Source organism: Gordonia sp. 34D, assembly GCF_056682775.1.
On record NZ_CM155293.1, the window covers coordinates 1,144,065 to 1,161,598 of the forward strand.

The following is a 17,534-nucleotide window of genomic DNA, read 5'->3' on the forward strand; positions in this document are numbered from 1 at the left end:
TCGGAGATCAGAAGTAGCTGGAGATCAGAAGTAGCTGGAGATGGTCGGCAAGTTGATGACGGCGTCCACGGCCAAGCCGCAGAACAGAAGCGCCAGATACTCGTTGGACGTCAGGAAGATCTTCAGCGGCTTCACTTCGACGCCACGTCGGGTCTCAACGAACAGCTTGGTGACCCGCCAGATAAACCAGGCACCGGAGACAACCGCGACCACGAGGTAAATCCAACTTGTGACCGGGATCAGGAACAGCGACGTGAGAACCGTCAGCCAGGTGTAGATGAGCATGTGCTTTGTCACGCGCTCGTCGCTGGCGACGACCGGGAACATCGGCACCCCGGCGGCGCGGTAGTCCTCGCGGTAACGCATGCCCAACGCCCAGGTGTGTGGCGGCGTCCAGAAGAAGACAACCAAGAACATCACGAACGGCTGCCAGTTCAGGTTGCCGGTAACCGCCGACCAACCGACGAGTGCGGGGGTACAGCCGGCGAGGCCTCCCCAAATCACGTTCTGCCAGGTGCGACGCTTGAGAACCAGGGTGTAGAAACCGGCATAGAAAGCGATCGTGATCCAGACCAGGACCGGAGGCAGCCACTTGCCGCCAGTACCGAAGTACAGGACGGCGAACGATGCGATTGCCAGGACGATGCTGAAGACCAGCGCGTTTCGCACCGACACCGCATGGCGGGCGAGCGGTCGACGCTCCGTGCGTTTCATCTTCTGATCGATGTCAGCGTCAGCAACCATGTTGAGGCTGTTCGCGCTCGCCGCGCCGAGCCAACCACCTACGACGGTGATGGCAATCAAGGCGATGTCGACGGTGCCGCGTTGGGCTTGGAGCATCACTGGAATTGTTGAGATCAACAGCAGTTCGATGACCCGTGGCTTCGTCAGCGCAATGTATGCGAGGACGGTGTTCCACAGATGCTTACCCCGGCTGGTGGTTTCGTCCGGCCGGTCGGCCGGACTGTCGGTCGACATCGAGGTCGAGGAGGCGTCAACGTCCGCGCTTTCCCCAATACTCACTGATGCTCCTCACATTGGGCCGGGTGAATTACCGGGAGCGAGCAACACTGCCGCGACTCCGCAGCAGAGAGGTCTGCCCGGCAGTTCACACGCAGCAGAATGTCACGAATCGCGGCACACCGATGGGCTACTACAGACGATGGTAGACCCGAAGCACGCCGATAACAGAATCGGCTGCGACCAGATCACACTTCCGCAGAACTTTTCACCGCCCACGACGGCTCGTCTCATCTTTTCTCTCGCAATGGTTCGCAGTTCCGCACATCCGGGGGTGAAAAGAAGGTGGCCAGGCGAGCGCGGTCGCGGTGGCGACGGCTACGCTGGAATAGCTATCCGTCCGAGTACAGAACAAGGCACAGGAGACTCCACTACCGTGGCGACTAATGACGAGATCCGCGCGCTGACCCAGCAGGTTTACCCGGATGACTGGACAGATCTGGACACCAAGGCCGTAAACACGGCGCGAATCCTGGCTGCAGATGCGGTTCAGCACTGCGGTAGCGGTCATCCCGGCACGGCAATGAGCTTGGCTCCCCTGGCGTACACCCTGTACCAGCGCGCACTGCGCCACGACCCGAACGATCCCGCATGGGTGGGTCGCGACCGATTTGTTCTCTCCTGCGGCCACTCGAGCCTGACGCAGTACATCCAGCTGTACCTCGGCGGCTTCGGCCTTGAACTCAGTGACATCGAAGCCCTACGCACGTGGGGTTCCCTGACGCCTGGCCACCCGGAGTTCCGTCATACCAAGGGTGTCGAGATCACTACCGGGCCGCTCGGACAGGGCTTGGCCTCGGCCGTGGGAATGGCGATGGCGGCTCGTCGCGAGCGCGGCCTGTTCGACCCCCAGGCCCCTGCCGGCCAGAGCCCGTTCGACCATCACATCTACGTCATCGCGTCAGACGGCGACATTGAAGAGGGCGTCACATCCGAAGCCAGTTCCCTCGCGGGCACCCAGGAACTGGGCAACCTGATCGTCTTCTACGACCAGAACCACATTTCGATTGAGGACGACACCCAGATCGCCCTCACCGAAGACACTGCGAAGCGCTACGAGTCGTACGGCTGGCATGTACAAATCGTCGAGGGCGGCGAAGACATCACCGCCATCGAGCAGGCGATTGAAAACGCCAAGGCCACCACAGATATGCCGTCGATCATCTGCCTGCGAACCATCATCGCTTGGCCCGCGCCCACCAAGATGAACACCGGCGCATCGCACGGCAGCGCACTCGGTGACGCTGAAGTTGCGGCCACCAAGGAAATCTTGGGCTTCGACCCGAACAAGAACTTTGACGTCGCCGACGACGTCATCGCGCACACCCGATCGCTAGCCGACCGCGCCGCTGTCGCGCGCGCCGACTGGCAGTCCGGTTTTGACCAGTGGGCCGCTGCGAACCCCGAGAACAAGGCACTCTTCGACCGTCTGCACGCGGGCGAGCTGCCTGACGGTTGGACCGACGCCCTCCCGACATGGGAGCCCGGCGCGTCTGTCGCCACCCGCTCGGCATCGGGCAAGGTGCTCTCCGCGCTCGCCCCGGTGCTGCCGGAATTGTGGGGCGGTTCGGCTGACCTCGCCGGATCCAACAACACCACAATGGATGGTGCCGAGTCATTCGGTCCGTCCAGCATCAGCACCAGCACGTGGACGGCAAGCCCGTACGGCCGCACCCTGCACTTCGGCATTCGCGAACATGCGATGGGCTCGATCCTGTCCGGCATCGTCCTCCACGGACCGACCCGCGCGTACGGTGGCACCTTCCTGCAGTTTGCCGATTACATGCGCCCGGCGGTCCGCTTGGCGGCGCTGATGGAAATCGATCCGATCTACGTGTGGACCCACGATTCGATCGGCCTCGGCGAAGACGGCCCCACCCACCAACCGGTGGAACACCTGGCCGCCCTGCGCGCGATCCCCAATCTCGACGTGGTGCGCCCAGCCGATGCCAATGAGACGGCCCACGTGTGGCGGCATCTGTTGACCCGCCGCAACCGTCCGGTCGGTTTGGCGCTGACCCGCCAGAACGTGCCGGTTTTGGAAGGCACCAGTTTCGACGGCGTCACGCGCGGAGCGTACGTGCTCTCCGATGTCGACGGCACCGCTGATGTGGTCTTGATCGGCACCGGCTCGGAAGTGCAGTTGGCGGTCGAAGCCGCCAAGGCACTGGCCACCGACGGAATCGCCGCACGCGTCGTGTCGATGCCGTCAATGGAGTGGTTCGCCGAGCAGGACGCGGACTACCGCGAGTCGGTGCTGCCGACCGGTGTGCCGCGCGTGGCCGTCGAAGCGGGCATCGCGATGCCGTGGCATGCGATCGTCGCTGGCGGCGAGATTGTGTCCCTGGAACACTTCGGTGCTTCGGCCCCGTACCAGAAGCTGTACGAAGAGTTCGGCATCACCGCCGACGCCGTCACCGCGGCCGCGCACCGCGCTGTCGGTCGCTAAACCAGACCTTCCGCAGCCAATTCCCAACCTGGACAACAGGAGTCAAACATGTCGCAGAACAAGAATCTCGCCGCACTGACCGAGGCGGGCGTATCGGTCTGGCTCGATGACCTCTCCCGGGATCTGATGACCTCCGGCGCTCTGCAGAAGCAGATCGATACCCATTCGGTCGTCGGTGTCACCACCAACCCCGCGATCTTCCAGAACGCGATCTCGAAGTCGACCAGTTACGCCGACCAAATCGCGGAACTCGCGCGCGCTGGCGTCGACGTCGACGAGGCCCTCACCGCGATCACGACCGATGACGTCCGCACCGCGTGCGATGTCCTCGCGCCGGTCTTCGCCGCCACCGACGGGCACGACGGTCGCGTTTCCATCGAGGTTGATCCGCGTCTGGCGCACGACACCGACGGCACCGTCAAGCAGGCGATTGAACTGTGGAAGATCGTCGACCGCCCCAACCTGTTCATCAAGATTCCGGCCACCAAAGCGGGCTTGCCGGCCATCACCCAGGTGATCGCCGAAGGCATCAGCGTCAACGTGACGCTGATCTTCTCCGTTGAGCGGTACCAGGGCGTCATGGACGCATACCTGGACGGCCTCGACCAGGCGCTCCGCAATGGGCACGACGCGGCCAAGATCGAGTCAGTCGCATCGTTCTTCGTTTCCCGCGTCGACTCCGAGATCGACAACCGGCTGAATGCCATCGGCACCCCCGAGGCGCTCGCTCTGCGCGGCAAGGCGGGTCTGGCGAACGCCCGCCTCGCGTACGCCGCCTACCAGGAGGTCTTCGAGAAGCAGGTTCGCTTCCCCGACCTGCAGGCACACGGCGCCCTCCCCCAGCGTCCACTGTGGGCGTCGACCGGAACCAAGAACGCCGACTACCCGGACACGCTCTACGTCAGCGAATTGGTCGCACCGAACACGGTTAACACCATTCCGGTGAAGACGCTCGATGCGTTCGCTGAGCACGGCTGGGTCAACGCCGAGTCCATCGTTGGTCAGGAGAAGGCGTCGCGCGAGATCTTCGACGCCCTCACCGCAGTCGGCGTGGCGCTCCCAGAAGTCTTCGAGCTTCTCGAGGCCGAGGGTGTCGCCAAGTTCGACGAGGCGTGGGACAGCCTGCTCGAAGCCACCAAAACCCAGCTCGACGCAGCCCGGGCCTGATCGCAGTGGGTGGGCAGCAGCGCAATTGGACCAATCCGCTGCGGGATCCGCATGATGCACGACTACCGCGGATCGCGGGGCCATCAGCCCTGGTGATTTTCGGTGTCACCGGCGACCTGGCGCGCCGGAAGCTGATGCCCGCCATCTACGACCTCGCCAATCGCGGTCTGCTGCCGCCGAGCTTCGCGCTCGTCGGTTTCGCTCGCCGCGATTGGGCGGACGAGGACTTTGCGACCGTGGTTCGCGAAGCGGTGGAAGCGGGTAACCGCACCGGGTTCCGGCAGGAAGTGTGGGATTCCCTCGCCGAGGGCATGCGTTTTGTCTCTGGCACATTCGAGGACGACGCGGCATTTGAGGAATTGCAGCAAACACTCACCGACCTTGACCGCGAGCGCGGTACGGACGGCAACCACGCGTATTACCTGTCGATCCCACCGAATGCCTTCCCCGTGGTGCTAAGCCAATTACGGCGTACCGGCATGGCGCAGGAAAGTGACGAGAGTTGGCGTCGCGTGGTGATCGAAAAACCATTCGGCCACGATCTGGAGAGCGCGCGCGAACTCAATAGCCTGGTCGGCAGCGTTTTTCCAGAAGATTCGGTTTTCCGTATCGACCACTATCTCGGCAAGGAGACCGTCCAGAACATTCTGGCGCTCCGATTCGCGAACCAGTTGTTCGATCCACTGTGGAGTTCGCACTACGTTGACCACGTCCAGATCACCATGGCCGAAGATATTGGACTCGGTGGTCGTGCTGGCTACTACGACGGCATCGGTGCGGCCCGCGATGTGATTCAGAATCACCTCCTGCAGTTGCTCGCCCTGGTGGCGATGGAAGAACCTGTTTCGTTTTCCCCGCGCAACTTGCAGACCGAGAAGATCAAGGTGCTGCAGTCCACGCGCAACATCATGCCGATCTCGGAAAACTCGGCCCGCGGTCAGTACGGGCCGGGGTGGCAGGGATCGGAACCGGTCATCGGTCTGAAGGAAGAAGAGGGCTTCTCGCCCGATTCGACGACCGAGACCTTTGCCGCGATCGCCCTTGAAGTCGATACCCGACGGTGGGCCGGGGTGCCGTTTTACCTGCGGACCGGCAAACGGTTGGGTCGCCGCGTCACCGAGATTGCGTTGGTCTTCAAGCGCGCGCCGCACCTGCCCTTCGATGACACCATGACCGCCGAACTTGGCCAGAATGCGCTCGTCATCCGCGTCCAGCCGGACGAAGGCGTCACGCTTCGGTTCGGGTCCAAAGTGCCGGGCACCAGCATGGAGGTCCGCGACGTCAACATGGACTTCTCCTACGGTGGCGCATTCACGGTGTCGTCGCCCGAAGCGTACGAACGTCTCCTGCTTGATGTCCTCCTCGGTGAACCGTCGCTGTTCCCCGTCGACGAGGAAGTGGAACTGAGCTGGACAATTCTCGACCCCGTGCTTGACGAGTGGGCCAAGTCCGGAAGCCCGGACGAGTACGAGTCCGGTACCTGGGGACCGGCTTCCGCCGACGAGATGCTGGCCCGGACCGGTAGAAGCTGGAGGCGACCGTGATCGTTGACCTGCCCGACACATCCACCCTGGAGATCAGTAAGAAGCTGGTCCAGGTCCGTCGTACCGGCGGTGCCATCACGCTGGGACGGGTGCTGACCCTGATCATCGATCTCGATGCCAAGGACAACACCGAAGAGGCTATCGAGACCTCGAATAAGGCCAGTCGCGAGCATCCGTGCCGCGTCATCATGGTGGTCCGACACGATCGGACCGCCGAAACCCGGTTGGACGCACAAATCCGAGTCGGCGGCGATGCCGGGGCGTCCGAGGTGGTCGTGCTGCATTTAAACGGCTCGCTCGCGGAGCATCCGCATGCGGTGGTGACCCCATTCCTGCTACCGGACACACCGGTGGTGACGTGGTGGCCCGCGGATGCACCTGCGAATCCCGCCGAGCACAAGTTGGGGCGCCTCGCCTCGCGGCGCATCACCAACGGTCGCCGGACCGATGATCCGGGGGCGTTCCTGGCCGCTCGCCGCGTCGGATACACACCCGGCGATACGGACTTGGCATGGTCGGCAATCACCCATTTCCGCGCCAGCCTCGTTTCCGCTCTCGACCGTCCGCCCCATCAGGCGGTCACCTCGGCTCGCGTGACAGGCGACCGCAGGCTCACCGGCCTCGACCTGTTTGCTGGCTGGCTGGCTGGCGAACTCGGGGTTCCCGTGGTGCGCGACAGCACCACCGAAACCACCGATGATCTCGCGGTGACTTTGACGCTCACCAACGGCGAACTGTCGCTGAGCGGCGGCCCCGACGGCGGAGTCATCCGAAGTACCGGCCACCCTGACGGCCGGTCGTCGTTCGCCCTGCGGTCGACGGCCGAGTGCCTTTCGGAGGAGTTGCGTCGTCTCGATGCCGATGAAGTGTACGAAGTCGCCCTGCGGGGTCTGTCCGGCGTTACCCACGAATAGTCTGTGCCACCTGGAGGAAGCGAAAGATGACTGCCCCGACCGAGCGTCTGGTTTTTGATTCGTCAGCTGAATTGGTGTCGACGGCGGCATCGCGTTTCATCGCCGCCGTCACCGCAGCGCAGGAAGCGCGGGGAATCGCCACCATCGCGCTCACCGGCGGCAGCAACGGCATCGCGCTCCTTCGGGAGTTGGCTCGCGACAGCGGCGACATCAGTTGGAATCGGATCGAACTGTATTGGGGTGACGAACGGTTCCTCCCCGCTGCCGACCCCGAACGCAATGCGCTCCAGGCCGAGGAAGCGCTGTTCGATCACATCCAGATCGATCCCGCGCGCATCCACGAAATCCCCGCTTCGGACGGTGACTTCGGAGACGATATCGACGCCGCAACCACCGAGTACGCGCGCCTCGTCGGACACGACACGATCTTCGACATCCACCTGCTGGGCATGGGGGGTGAAGGGCACATCAACTCACTGTTCCCCCATACCGACGCCACTGCCGAAGAATCGCGAAGCGTCGTGGCCGTCACCGACTCCCCCAAACCCCCGCCACGTCGTATCAGTTTGACGTTCCCCGTCATCAATTCATCGCGGGAAGTCTGGTTCCTGGTGTCCGGCGCCGAAAAGGCCGAAGCGGTCGCGGCAGCAGCATCGGGGGCCTCAAGACACGACTGGCCGTGCGCGGGTGCCCACGGTACCGAGAACACCGTGTGGTTCTTGGATCGCGCTGCCGCCGCGCAACTCCCGAACTAGGGTCGTACGGGTCCACGGCGCTAGCCGCTGTTACGCAGGGCAGTCGCGAGGCCGTTCATCGTCATCTGTATCGCCCGCCGGGTCCTCGGGGAATCCGCTCCGGCACGGAAGCGACGCAGCAGTTCCACTTGGAGCAGGTTCAGCGGTTCCAGATACGGAAACCTGTTGTAGACCGAACGTTTCAGCGCCGCATTGTCGGCAAGGAGATCCGTGGTGCCGGTAATGCGCGCGTACATGTCGATGGTTCGATCGTGCTCGTCGACCAGCATGGTGAACACTCGTTCCCGAAGTTCAACGTCGGGCACTAGTTCGGCATACCGATAGGCCAATCCCATGTCCGACTTGGCTAGCACCTGCGCCATATTCGACATGACCGACCGGAAGAACGGCCACCGCCGGTAGTAATCGGAGAGCTTCGCCAGTCGCGTATCGTCGTCGCCGACCCACTGCTCGAAGGCGCTACCGACCCCGTACCAGCCGGGCAGCATTACCCGGCACTGCGTCCACGACAGCACCCACGGGATGGCCCGAAGGTCCGCGATTGCCGTCGTCTGCTTCCGCGATGTCGGGCGACTCCCGATGTTCATCGCACCGATCTCCGATAGCGGCGTCGACGCGGTGAAGTACTCGACGAAGCCGGGTGTCTCGTGGACCAGTGCACTGTAGGCCGCCCGCGCCAACTCGGCCAGCTCATCGAAGTCGGTGTAGGCCTGTCCGGGTGAGTCACCCAACCCCTCGATGTCCAGGAGCGACGATTCAAGGGTCGCGGCGAGGAGCGACTCGAGGTTGCGGCGCGCGCTCACCGGTTCGGCGTACTTGGCGGCGATGATCTCGCCCTGCTCGGTCAGCCGCAGGGCACCTTGGACGGCACCGGGAGGCTGAGCGAGGATCGCATCGTAGCTGGGTCCGCCGCCACGGCCCACGGTCCCGCCGCGCCCGTGGAATAGTTGCAGTCGCACCTTCGCTTCACGGGCGGCAGTCACCAGATCAAGTTCGGCCCGATACAGCGCCCAGTTGGCCGCCAGGTAGCCGCCGTCCTTGTTGGAGTCGGAATATCCGAGCATCACTTCCTGCGTATTGCCGTGCCGCATCACCATCGAACGGTAGAACGGGAGGCTCAACGTCGCGGTCAGGGTGGCGGCACCGTCACGCAGGTCCTCGATTGTCTCGAACAGCGGTACCACCCGAACGCTGCACGACGGGCCGTCGTCGTCGATTCGGTACAGGCCGGCTTCCTTGAGGAGAACCAGGGCTTCGAGCATGTCGGACACCGAGGTGCACATGCTGATGATGTAGTTCGGAACCGCCTGCGGGCCAAACCGTTCGACGGCGCCCGCGGCGGCGTGGACGACACCGAGTTCCTTCACCGCGAGATCACTGAGCTCGGCTTCGGGTGAGGTCAGCGGACGGCGGGAAGTGAGTTCGGCGGTCAGGAGTGCCACGCGTGCCGATTCCTCAAGTGCCAGATAGTCGGAACTGACGCCCGCCCAGTTGAGGAGTTCGGCAACAACCTCCTCGTGCGTCTCAGAGTTCTGTCGCATGTCGAGACCCGAGAGGTGAAACCCGAAGGTGCGCACCGCTTCTCGCAGGGCGGCCAGACGATCGTCGGCGATGGCGTCGTCGCTCACCTCGCGGAGTGCCGCGTCAATGATGTCGAGGTCTGCGAGCATCTCGCCGGGATCTTGATAGCCCCTCCCCGCCGATGCTGCGGCTAGCGCTCGGTCTGCGGGCTCAACGAAGTCCTCGCCGAGGGTCGCCAATGCCCGTGCCAACAATCTGGACCGTACCGCCAGCACCGCAGATCGAAATGGTTCGTCGTCGGCGGGCTCGCCACTGTCGGCGACCGATTCGCCCGCCGGCTTGAATGCCTGTCCGAGCGCCGCCAAACTCGGGCTGACCGGTGATACCAGCCGCGCCGAGATGCTCAATTCCTGATGCAACGCGGAGAGTTCGGCCAGATGGTGCGCCATGGCGGTATGCGCGGCACTTGATGTGGCTTCGGTCACCACTTCTGCTGTCACGAACGGATTGCCATCGCGGTCGCCACCAATCCACGAACCCATCTTGATCATCGACAGGTCCTCAAGGCCTGCGTGCGGGTAAGCGGCCACGAGCGCAGCGCGAACGTCGTTGTTGAGGGCTGGCACGACGTCGAAGAAGGAAGCGTCGTAGTAGCGAAGGCCGGTGGTTATTTCATCGGAGATGGTCAAGCGTCGCAGCCGGATTAGCGCAGTTTGCCACAGCATGAGGATTTGCCTGCCGATGTCCGCGGTGAGCGCTGCTTCTTCGGCCGGTGTCATTTCGGTACGGGCCCGGACGCGCATAAGTTCGGTAATCCGGTTCTGCGCGTCGAAGATGCTGCGGCGGCGGGTTTCCGTCGGGTGCGCGGTGATGACGGGTACCACATCGGCCTCGCCTAGTGCTTCGGCGACTTGGTCATCAGTGAGGCCCGCCTCGGCAAGTCGAGCGAACGTTGCCGCCAGCGACGACGGTTGCGGCGCATCGCCGGCCCGCAAGTGGATCCGCCGACGACGTTCCCGGTGCAGGTCTTCGGCGAGGTTCGCCAAGAGCGCGAAGCTGGTGAACGCACGAATTACCGGCGTGAGTTCGATGACCTCTCGGTCGGTGTAGCGGGCAGCGAGGTCATCGCGAGTGACGTCGGCATACCGAATACCGAACGCATCCCGCCGCGAGCTTTCCACGAGCTCGAAGGTCTCCACCCCGGCATGCGAGGAGATGACGTCACCGAGAATCCCGCCAAGATAACGGATGTCGTCGCGGAGTGGTTCAGTTAACGCTCGGTCGGCGTCGTCGACCACAATGCGCTCAATCATCGGCGTGCGGATCGCTCGCGCAACCTTGGAAGAAATCTGCGGGCCGGTAACCATGGTGACCAACCTACGCGCGCCCGCCTATCCCCGCCCGCCAACGGCTTCTCGCATGATGCGTCGATTCCCGCACGTTGTCAGACAACGTGCGGGAATCGACGCATCATGCGAGAACGGGAAAGCGGAGCGGGGCGGAGCCCGATCTAAGTTAGGAGAACTTGATGTCCAGGCCGACGCCGACGATCAAGATAAGCCAAACGAGGCCGGTGAAAACCGTCAGACGGTCGAGGTTCTTCTCCACCACGGAGGATCCAGAAAGGCTGGACTGGACGCCGCCACCGAACAGCGACGACAGGCCACCACCTTTGGCGCGATGCAGCAGAACCAGAACGATCAGCAGCACGCTGGTGATGATCAAGCCGATGTCGAGCGCGATAGTCACGGGTCGATGGTCCTGTTCGTCGAAGCTTTCGGGGCAATTACTGCGGACAACCTGATGCAGGTCCCGCAGACAACTGTGGCAGGCTGCTTCCGATATGAAAGCAACCTGCCACAGTCTACGCGATGGCGGTCAAGACAAGTGCATCCGCCCACCCTAACCGGATCCCGCGCGGCGCGTTAAAGCAGCGGTCCGCCCGCAGCCATCGCCGACAACTGAGCGAACTCGTCAGCCTTCAGCGATGCACCGCCGACGAGCGCGCCGTCAACGTCGCTCTGCGAGACGATCTCGGCGACGTTCTTCGCGTTCACCGAGCCCCCGTACAGGATGCGAAGCGAGTCGGCAGTCGCCTTGTCGGACAGTTCACTGACTGCCTGACGGACGGCCGCACACACTTCCTGGGCATCGGCAGCACTGGCCACCCGACCGGTACCGATTGCCCAGACAGGCTCGTACGCGACGACGATCTTCGAGATCTGCTCGGTGCTCAAGCCTGCGAGAGAGGCCTTAACCTGCTCGACGTTGTAGGCGACGTGCTCGCCCGCCTCGCGAACCTCAAGGCCCTCACCAATGCAGACGATCGGGGTTAGCTCGTGACGAAGGGCAGCCTTCGTCTTTGCCAAAACCACCTCGTTGGTTTCACCGTGCAGACTGCGACGCTCGGAATGTCCAACGATGACGTAGGTGCAACCCAGCTTCGCCAGGAAAGCACCACTGATCTCGCCGGTGTAGGCACCCGAGTCGTGCTCGGATAGGTCCTGAGCACCGTAGGTCAACAGCAACTTGTCGCCGTCAACAATCGTCTGCACACTGCGGATATCGGTGAACGGCGGAATCACCGTCACGTCAACTTTGTCGAAGTACTTCTCCGGCAACGCGAAAGCGATCTTCTGAACCAAGGCGATCGCCTCGTAATGGTTCAGATTGCACTTCCAGTTGCCTGCGATCAGTGGCTTGCGGCTCATGCTTGCTCCTCAAGAACTGACAGGCCCGGAAGTTCCTTGCCTTCCAAGTACTCCAGCGACGCACCGCCGCCGGTCGAGATGTGCGAGAACGCATCATCCGGAATGCCCAGCGCACGGACTGCCGCCGCCGAGTCGCCACCGCCGACGACGCTGTAAGCGCCGTCCTTGGTCGCTTCGACAATCGCTTCGGCAACACCGCGGGTACCTTCGGCGAACTTCTCGAACTCGAACACACCCGACGGGCCGTTCCAGAAGATCGTCTTGGCGCCACGGAGCACGTTGGCGAACCGTTCCACCGCTCCGGGACCGATATCCAAGCCCATGCCCGAATCGAACCCATCGGCCGACATTGCGATAGAGGTCTCGGCATCGGCGGCGAACTTGTCCGCGACGACGATGTCGTGCGGCAAATGGATCACGTCGCCGAACTGATCGAGCAGCCCCTTGCAGGTGTCGATCATGTCTTCCTGCATCAGCGAATCGCCGACCGGACTGCCCTGCGCCTTAATGAAGGTGAAGGCCATGCCGCCACCGATCACCAAGGTGTCGACCTTGGGCGCGAGCGCCTCGATGACGCCGATCTTGTCGGACACCTTCGAACCGCCAAGCACCACCGCGTACGGACGCTCAACCACACCGTCGTCGCCGCCGGTGAGCTTGCGGAGCACTTCCACCTCGGTGGCGACCAGGTCGCCAGCGTAAGACGGGAGCAACTTCGCCACGTCGTAGACCGACGCCTGCTTGCGGTGAACCACACCGAAACCGTCCGAGACGAACGCCCCGTCATCACCAACGAGTTCAACGAGCGCCTTCGCGAGCCTGGTGCGCTCGGCCTCGTCCTTGCTGGTCTCACGGGGATCGAATCGAATGTTCTCCAGCAGGAGCACGTCACCGTCGGTCAAGCCTTCGGCCCGAGCGAGCGCATCCGACCCCACGACGTCGCCAGCGAGCTGAACATTGCGACCCAACTCCTCCGACAGTCGTGCGGCCACAGGAGCGAGCGAGAGAGCCGGATCGACGGCGCCGTCGGGACGGCCCAGGTGCGCGGTGATGATTACCTTGGCACCGGCTTCGACCAGCTTGGCGATCGTCGGTGCGGACGCGACAATGCGACCCGCATCGGTGATCGATCCACCGTCGAGAGGCACGTTGAGGTCCGAACGGACCAACACACCGCGACCCGAAACTCCGTCGGCCAGGAGGTCTTCCAGAGTACGAACTGACATAGTTTTTACAGCGACTTCCCGACGAGGCCGATGAGATCGACGAGGCGGTTGGAGTAGCCCCACTCGTTGTCGTACCAGGAAACAACCTTGACCTGGTTGTCGATGACCTTGGTCAGGCCCGAGTCGTACAGCGACGAGTGCGGGTCGGTGACGATGTCGCTCGACACGATCGGCGCGTCGTAGTACTTCAGGATGCCCTTGAGGGGACCCTCGGCGGCAGCCTTCATCGCGGCGTTAATGTCTTCGACGCTGGCGGCCTTCTTCAGGATCGCGGTCAGGTCGGTGACCGAGCCGGTTGGGATCGGCACACGAAGGGCGTAACCGTCGAGCTTGCCCTGCAATTCCGGCAAGACCAGGCCGATAGCCTTCGCTGCACCGGTACCGGTCGGGACGATGTTGATGGCGGCGGCGCGGGCGCGACGCAGATCCGAATGCGGACCGTCCTGCAGGTTCTGGTCCTGGGTGTAGGCGTGAACGGTAGTCATCAGACCCTGCTCAATGCCGAACTCGTCGTTCAGGACCTTGGCCAGGGGGCCGAGGCAGTTGGTGGTGCACGAGGCGTTCGAGATGATGTTCTGGCTGCCGTCGTACTTGTCGTCGTTGACGCCCATCACGATCGTGATGTCTTCGTCCGACGCCGGAGCCGAGATGATGACCTTCTTGGCGCCAGCGTCCAGGTGACCCTGTGCCTTGTCGCGCTTGGTGAAGATGCCGGTCGATTCCACAACGACGTCGACGCCGAGGTCGCCCCACGGCAGTGCCGCCGGGCCTTCCTTGACCTCAAGAGCCTTGATCTTCATGTCGCCGACCACGATGGTGTCGTCGCCTTCGAGGCGCACATCCTGCGGGAGGCGACCGAGGATGCTGTCGAACTTCAGCAGGTGCGCGAGCGATGCATTGTCAGTGAGATCGTTGACGGCAACGATTTCGATGTCGGTGGTACCGAGCGCCTTCTGCGCCTCGACGGCACGGAAGAAGTTGCGGCCGATGCGGCCGAAGCCGTTTACGCCTACCCGAACAGTCACAAGTTGCTCCTTAGCGATGAGTGTTGAGCCGGGGTTCGAATCGGCTCACTAAGAGTCCAGCCTAATAGCCGTGGTCCGCGCGGTCACCAGAAGGTCACATGTCGGCGATGGGGTGTTGGTCACCACGGGGCTTAGGCCTCGTCGAGCAAGTCTGCGGTGACCGCCGATTCGGTGTCCGGTAGCCCCTCCGTACGGGCTCGCTTGTCGGCCATCGACAGCAGTCGGCGAATGCGCCCGGCGACGGCATCCTTCGTCATTGGCGGATCGGCGAGTTGGCCGAGTTCCTCGAGCGAAGCTTGGCGGTGTTCGACGCGGAGGCGACCCGCGGCGATGAGGTGATCGGGGACGTCGTCTCCCAGAATTTCCAGCGCGCGCTCAACGCGAGCGGCGGCGGCGACCGCCGCGCGCGCCGACCGCCGCAGGTTAGCGTCGTCGAAGTTCGCGAGTCGGTTCGCGGTGGCCCGGACCTCCCTGCGCAGTCGCCGCTCTTCCCACACCAGTCGCGTGTCGTGGGCACCCATGCGGGTCAGCAGTGCGCCGATGGCTTCGCCATCGCGAATCACGACACGGTCACCGCCGCGGACTTCGCGGGCCTTGGCTGAGATCCCCAGACGACGTGCGGCACCAACCAGCGCCAGCGCCGCCTCCGGCCCGGGACAACTCACTTCGAGCGATGACGACCGGCCCGGTTCGGTCAGCGATCCGTGCGCAAGGAAGGCACCCCGCCACGCCCCTTCCGCGTCGCCGATGCTTCCGCCGACCACCTGGGCGGGCAAGCCGCGCACCGGCCGACCTCGCATGTCGAGCAATCCGGTCTGACGGGCAAGTGCCTCACCGTCTTTAGTGACCCGCACGATGTAGCGGGCTGTCTTGCGAGCACCACCCGAACGCACAACGATCACTTCGGCGTTGTAGCCGAAAAGCCCATGAATCTCGTGCTTGAGCCGACGCGCGACGTTGCCAAGATCAACCTCGGCCTCCACGACGACGCGACCTGAAACAATCTGTAGCCCCCCGGCAAATCGCAGCAGCGCCGAAACTTCGGCCTTGCGGCAGCTTATTTGGGTCACAGACAACCGACTGAGCTCGTCTTTGACCGCCCCTGTCATTGCCACGCTGCAAAGCCTCCATGTCCCTTGAAGTTCCCCCGGATAGAACCCACCGGGCGACGAAGCCTCGTCGCCGGACCTGTTCAAAGTTATCTGGAACAGACTACCGGCGAGCGTTCCGAACTCATTCGCCTGCGTATCGCTATCGGGTCGAATATCACTATCCGCCCGAACCTGTCTGTCTGCGCACGCCTTAACTCAATTGCCTATCAGGTTCGCGATCGCGGCGGCGGTCTTTGCCGGATCGTGTACCGCGGTACCGGGTTGGGCAATGTCCGCGACGCGCAATTGCGCACCGAATCGGCCTGCCGCTCGCTCAAGATGTTCCCGTTCGGAACCCGCGGGGACCGAAGCCGAATCGACGACCACATCATGAACCCGCATACTCGCTGCGTGCGCATGCAAAACATGCAAATGACGCTCCACCGAATAGCCCGTTGTCTCCCCCGGTTCCGCAGCGAGATTCACAAAAAGGATCTTTCTGGCGTTGGTTTGACTCAGTGCTTCCAACTGACCAGGCACCAGAACGTGCGGAATCACACTGGAGAACCACGATCCCGGGCCAAGAGTCACCACGTCGGCGGCACGAATTGCTTCAGTGGCGGCTTCGCACGCTGGTGGGGCTTCCGGAATGAGCCGCACACGACGCGGTTTTCCCGGTGTGGTGGCAACCGCAACCTGGCCGCGAATCACCCGGCTAACCCGCGGGTCGCGCTCCAATCCCGAGACATCGGCTTCAATCACCAGCGGGGCGTCCGCCATCGGGAGGACACGGCCATCAATGTCAAACAGGTCGACGAGATCGTCGAGCGCCTCGACGACATTGCCGGTGAACTCATTGAGCCCGCTCAGGAGCAGATTGCCGATGGGATGACCGGCGAGTGCACCGTAGCCGCCGAGTCGATGCTGCAGGACGTCGGCCCAGCGCTGGTGCCGATCGGCGGAAGCCGGGTTTATTGCGCGACGATCCGCCAAGGCTGCCGGAGCCGCCATCAGTGCTGCCAACGCCATGCGGAGGTCACCCGGCGGGATGAGGCCGAGTTCGGCGCGCAGCCTTCCCGACGAGCCGCCGTCATCGGCGACAGTCACGACTGCCGTGACGTCTTTGGTGAGATACCGCAGTGCCGTGAGGGTATTGAAGAGCCCGTGTCCGCCGCCGAGCGCGGCAATCTTCAGCCCATCCACGGCCAAACCTGACTGGGTTGTTTCGCTCATTCACGCCCCAAATCCCGGTGCGTCACCTCGACGTCGTAGAGGGGTTGCCCGTCGTCGTCGATGAGTGCCGTCAGCCGTCGACTCAGTTCCTCGGACATCGCGACACTGCGGTGCTTACCTCCCGTGCATCCCACGCCGAGGGTCATGTAACCCTTTCCTTCGCGCAGGTAACCGCGAGCCACAATCGCAATGAGATCCACGTAGCGATCCAAGAATTCGCTCGCATCGTCCTGGCGAAGCACGTAGTCGCGCACCCGGGGTTCGCGCCCATTGTGTTCGCGCAACTCCGGGATCCAGTAGGGATTCGGCAGGAAGCGCACGTCGGCCACCAAGTCGCAGTCAATCGGCAGCCCGTACTTGAAGCCGAACGACTGCACGGCGATCGACAGGCGCCGCCGACCGACATTCGGGAAGGCATTTTCCACAATCTGCCGCAGCCGGGTAGAACTCAGGTTGGACGTGTCGATGACCGTGTCGGCGGCCGTCGCGACCGGTTCCATGATCGCCCGCTCGGCAGCGATGCCCTCACCGAGGGTTCCGGTCCCTTGCAGGGGGTGACGTCGTCGTACTTGCTCGAAGCGGCGCACCAGAACCTCGTCGGACGCGTTGACGAAGATCATTTTCGTCGACGCACCCCCCTCCTCAAGGTCTCGTCGGAGCGCCGCCATTTCGGTCGCGAACGCCGGATCGCCGCCGCGCACCACCATGGCGATCCGGTCAGCACCCACCTCGCTGCTGCGGACCATCTCGACGAGTTGCGCGATGAGCGAGATCGGTACGTTATCGCTCACGTACCAGCCGTCATCTTCGAGAACATTGGCCACCGAGGTGCGCCCCGCACCGGACATCCCGGTAACGAAAAGCACTGAGCGGCCTTC

14 protein-coding genes are annotated in these 17,534 nt (G+C 63.4%); 5 read left to right on the forward strand and 9 right to left on the reverse strand.

What is annotated here, in order from left to right; genetic code table 11:
- Positions 1–24: 24 nt before the first annotated feature.
- Complete coding sequence (locus AC1L34_RS05270) at positions 25–978, reverse strand: heme o synthase (protein WP_424295438.1); 954 nt, start codon at positions 976–978, stop codon at positions 25–27.
- Positions 979–1,396: 418 nt separating this feature from the next.
- On the opposite strand from AC1L34_RS05270, the gene tkt reads away from it, so the two are divergent.
- Genes tkt through pgl form a run of 5 tightly spaced genes read left to right on the forward strand, consistent with a single transcriptional unit; the run spans position 1,397 to position 7,849 of the window.
- On the forward strand, positions 1,397–3,469 hold the full coding sequence (gene tkt, locus AC1L34_RS05275; protein ID WP_424295430.1) for a transketolase: 2,073 nt from the start codon (positions 1,397–1,399) through the stop codon (positions 3,467–3,469).
- 48 nt (positions 3,470–3,517) lie between these two features.
- Positions 3,518–4,636: a transaldolase gene (gene tal / locus AC1L34_RS05280; protein ID WP_424295432.1), complete on the forward strand. Its 1,119-nt coding sequence runs from the start codon at positions 3,518–3,520 to the stop codon at positions 4,634–4,636.
- A gap of 5 nt (positions 4,637–4,641) precedes the next feature.
- Positions 4,642–6,180, forward strand: a complete 1,539-nt coding sequence (gene zwf, locus AC1L34_RS05285; protein WP_424295440.1) for a glucose-6-phosphate dehydrogenase — start codon at positions 4,642–4,644, stop codon at positions 6,178–6,180.
- Positions 6,177–7,094: a glucose-6-phosphate dehydrogenase assembly protein OpcA gene (locus AC1L34_RS05290; RefSeq protein WP_424295434.1), complete on the forward strand. Its 918-nt coding sequence runs from the start codon at positions 6,177–6,179 to the stop codon at positions 7,092–7,094. Before zwf ends, AC1L34_RS05290 begins: the two co-directional genes overlap by 4 nt.
- Positions 7,095–7,120: 26 nt before the next feature.
- The gene (pgl, locus tag AC1L34_RS05295) at positions 7,121–7,849 is read left to right on the forward strand and encodes a 6-phosphogluconolactonase (protein ID WP_424295436.1); all 729 of its coding nucleotides are present in this window, start codon (positions 7,121–7,123) and stop codon (positions 7,847–7,849) included.
- Positions 7,850–7,869: 20 nt separating this feature from the next.
- Here pgl and ppc read toward each other — a convergent pair whose 3' ends face one another.
- The 8 genes from ppc to rapZ all read right to left on the reverse strand — a co-directional run bounded on the left by ppc (position 7,870) and on the right by rapZ (position 17,504).
- Positions 7,870–10,737: a phosphoenolpyruvate carboxylase gene (ppc, locus tag AC1L34_RS05300; RefSeq protein ID WP_424322049.1), complete on the reverse strand. Its 2,868-nt coding sequence runs from the start codon at positions 10,735–10,737 to the stop codon at positions 7,870–7,872.
- 148 nt (positions 10,738–10,885) lie between these two features.
- Positions 10,886–11,119: a preprotein translocase subunit SecG gene (gene secG / locus AC1L34_RS05305; RefSeq protein ID WP_424293748.1), complete on the reverse strand. Its 234-nt coding sequence runs from the start codon at positions 11,117–11,119 to the stop codon at positions 10,886–10,888.
- Positions 11,120–11,295: 176 nt separating this feature from the next.
- A complete protein-coding gene (gene tpiA, locus AC1L34_RS05310) occupies positions 11,296–12,081 on the reverse strand; it encodes a triose-phosphate isomerase (RefSeq protein ID WP_480035164.1) in 786 nt (261 codons plus the stop codon).
- Positions 12,078–13,307: a phosphoglycerate kinase gene (locus AC1L34_RS05315; protein ID WP_480035165.1), complete on the reverse strand. Its 1,230-nt coding sequence runs from the start codon at positions 13,305–13,307 to the stop codon at positions 12,078–12,080. Before AC1L34_RS05315 ends, tpiA begins: the two co-directional genes overlap by 4 nt.
- 5 nt (positions 13,308–13,312) lie before the next feature.
- The gene (gap, locus tag AC1L34_RS05320) at positions 13,313–14,332 is read right to left on the reverse strand and encodes a type I glyceraldehyde-3-phosphate dehydrogenase (RefSeq protein WP_424293751.1); all 1,020 of its coding nucleotides are present in this window, start codon (positions 14,330–14,332) and stop codon (positions 13,313–13,315) included.
- 131 nt (positions 14,333–14,463) lie between these two features.
- Positions 14,464–15,447, reverse strand: coding sequence for a DNA-binding protein WhiA (whiA, locus tag AC1L34_RS05325; RefSeq protein WP_424322441.1), 984 nt, complete (start codon positions 15,445–15,447; stop codon positions 14,464–14,466).
- Between the two features lie 192 nt (positions 15,448–15,639).
- Positions 15,640–16,656, reverse strand: coding sequence for a gluconeogenesis factor YvcK family protein (locus tag AC1L34_RS05330; protein ID WP_424297321.1), 1,017 nt, complete (start codon positions 16,654–16,656; stop codon positions 15,640–15,642).
- Positions 16,653–17,504 (reverse strand): RNase adapter RapZ, encoded by an 852-nt coding sequence (rapZ, locus tag AC1L34_RS05335; protein WP_480035312.1) that lies wholly within the window; start codon positions 17,502–17,504, stop codon positions 16,653–16,655. Before rapZ ends, AC1L34_RS05330 begins: the two co-directional genes overlap by 4 nt.
- Positions 17,505–17,534 lie beyond the last annotated feature (30 nt).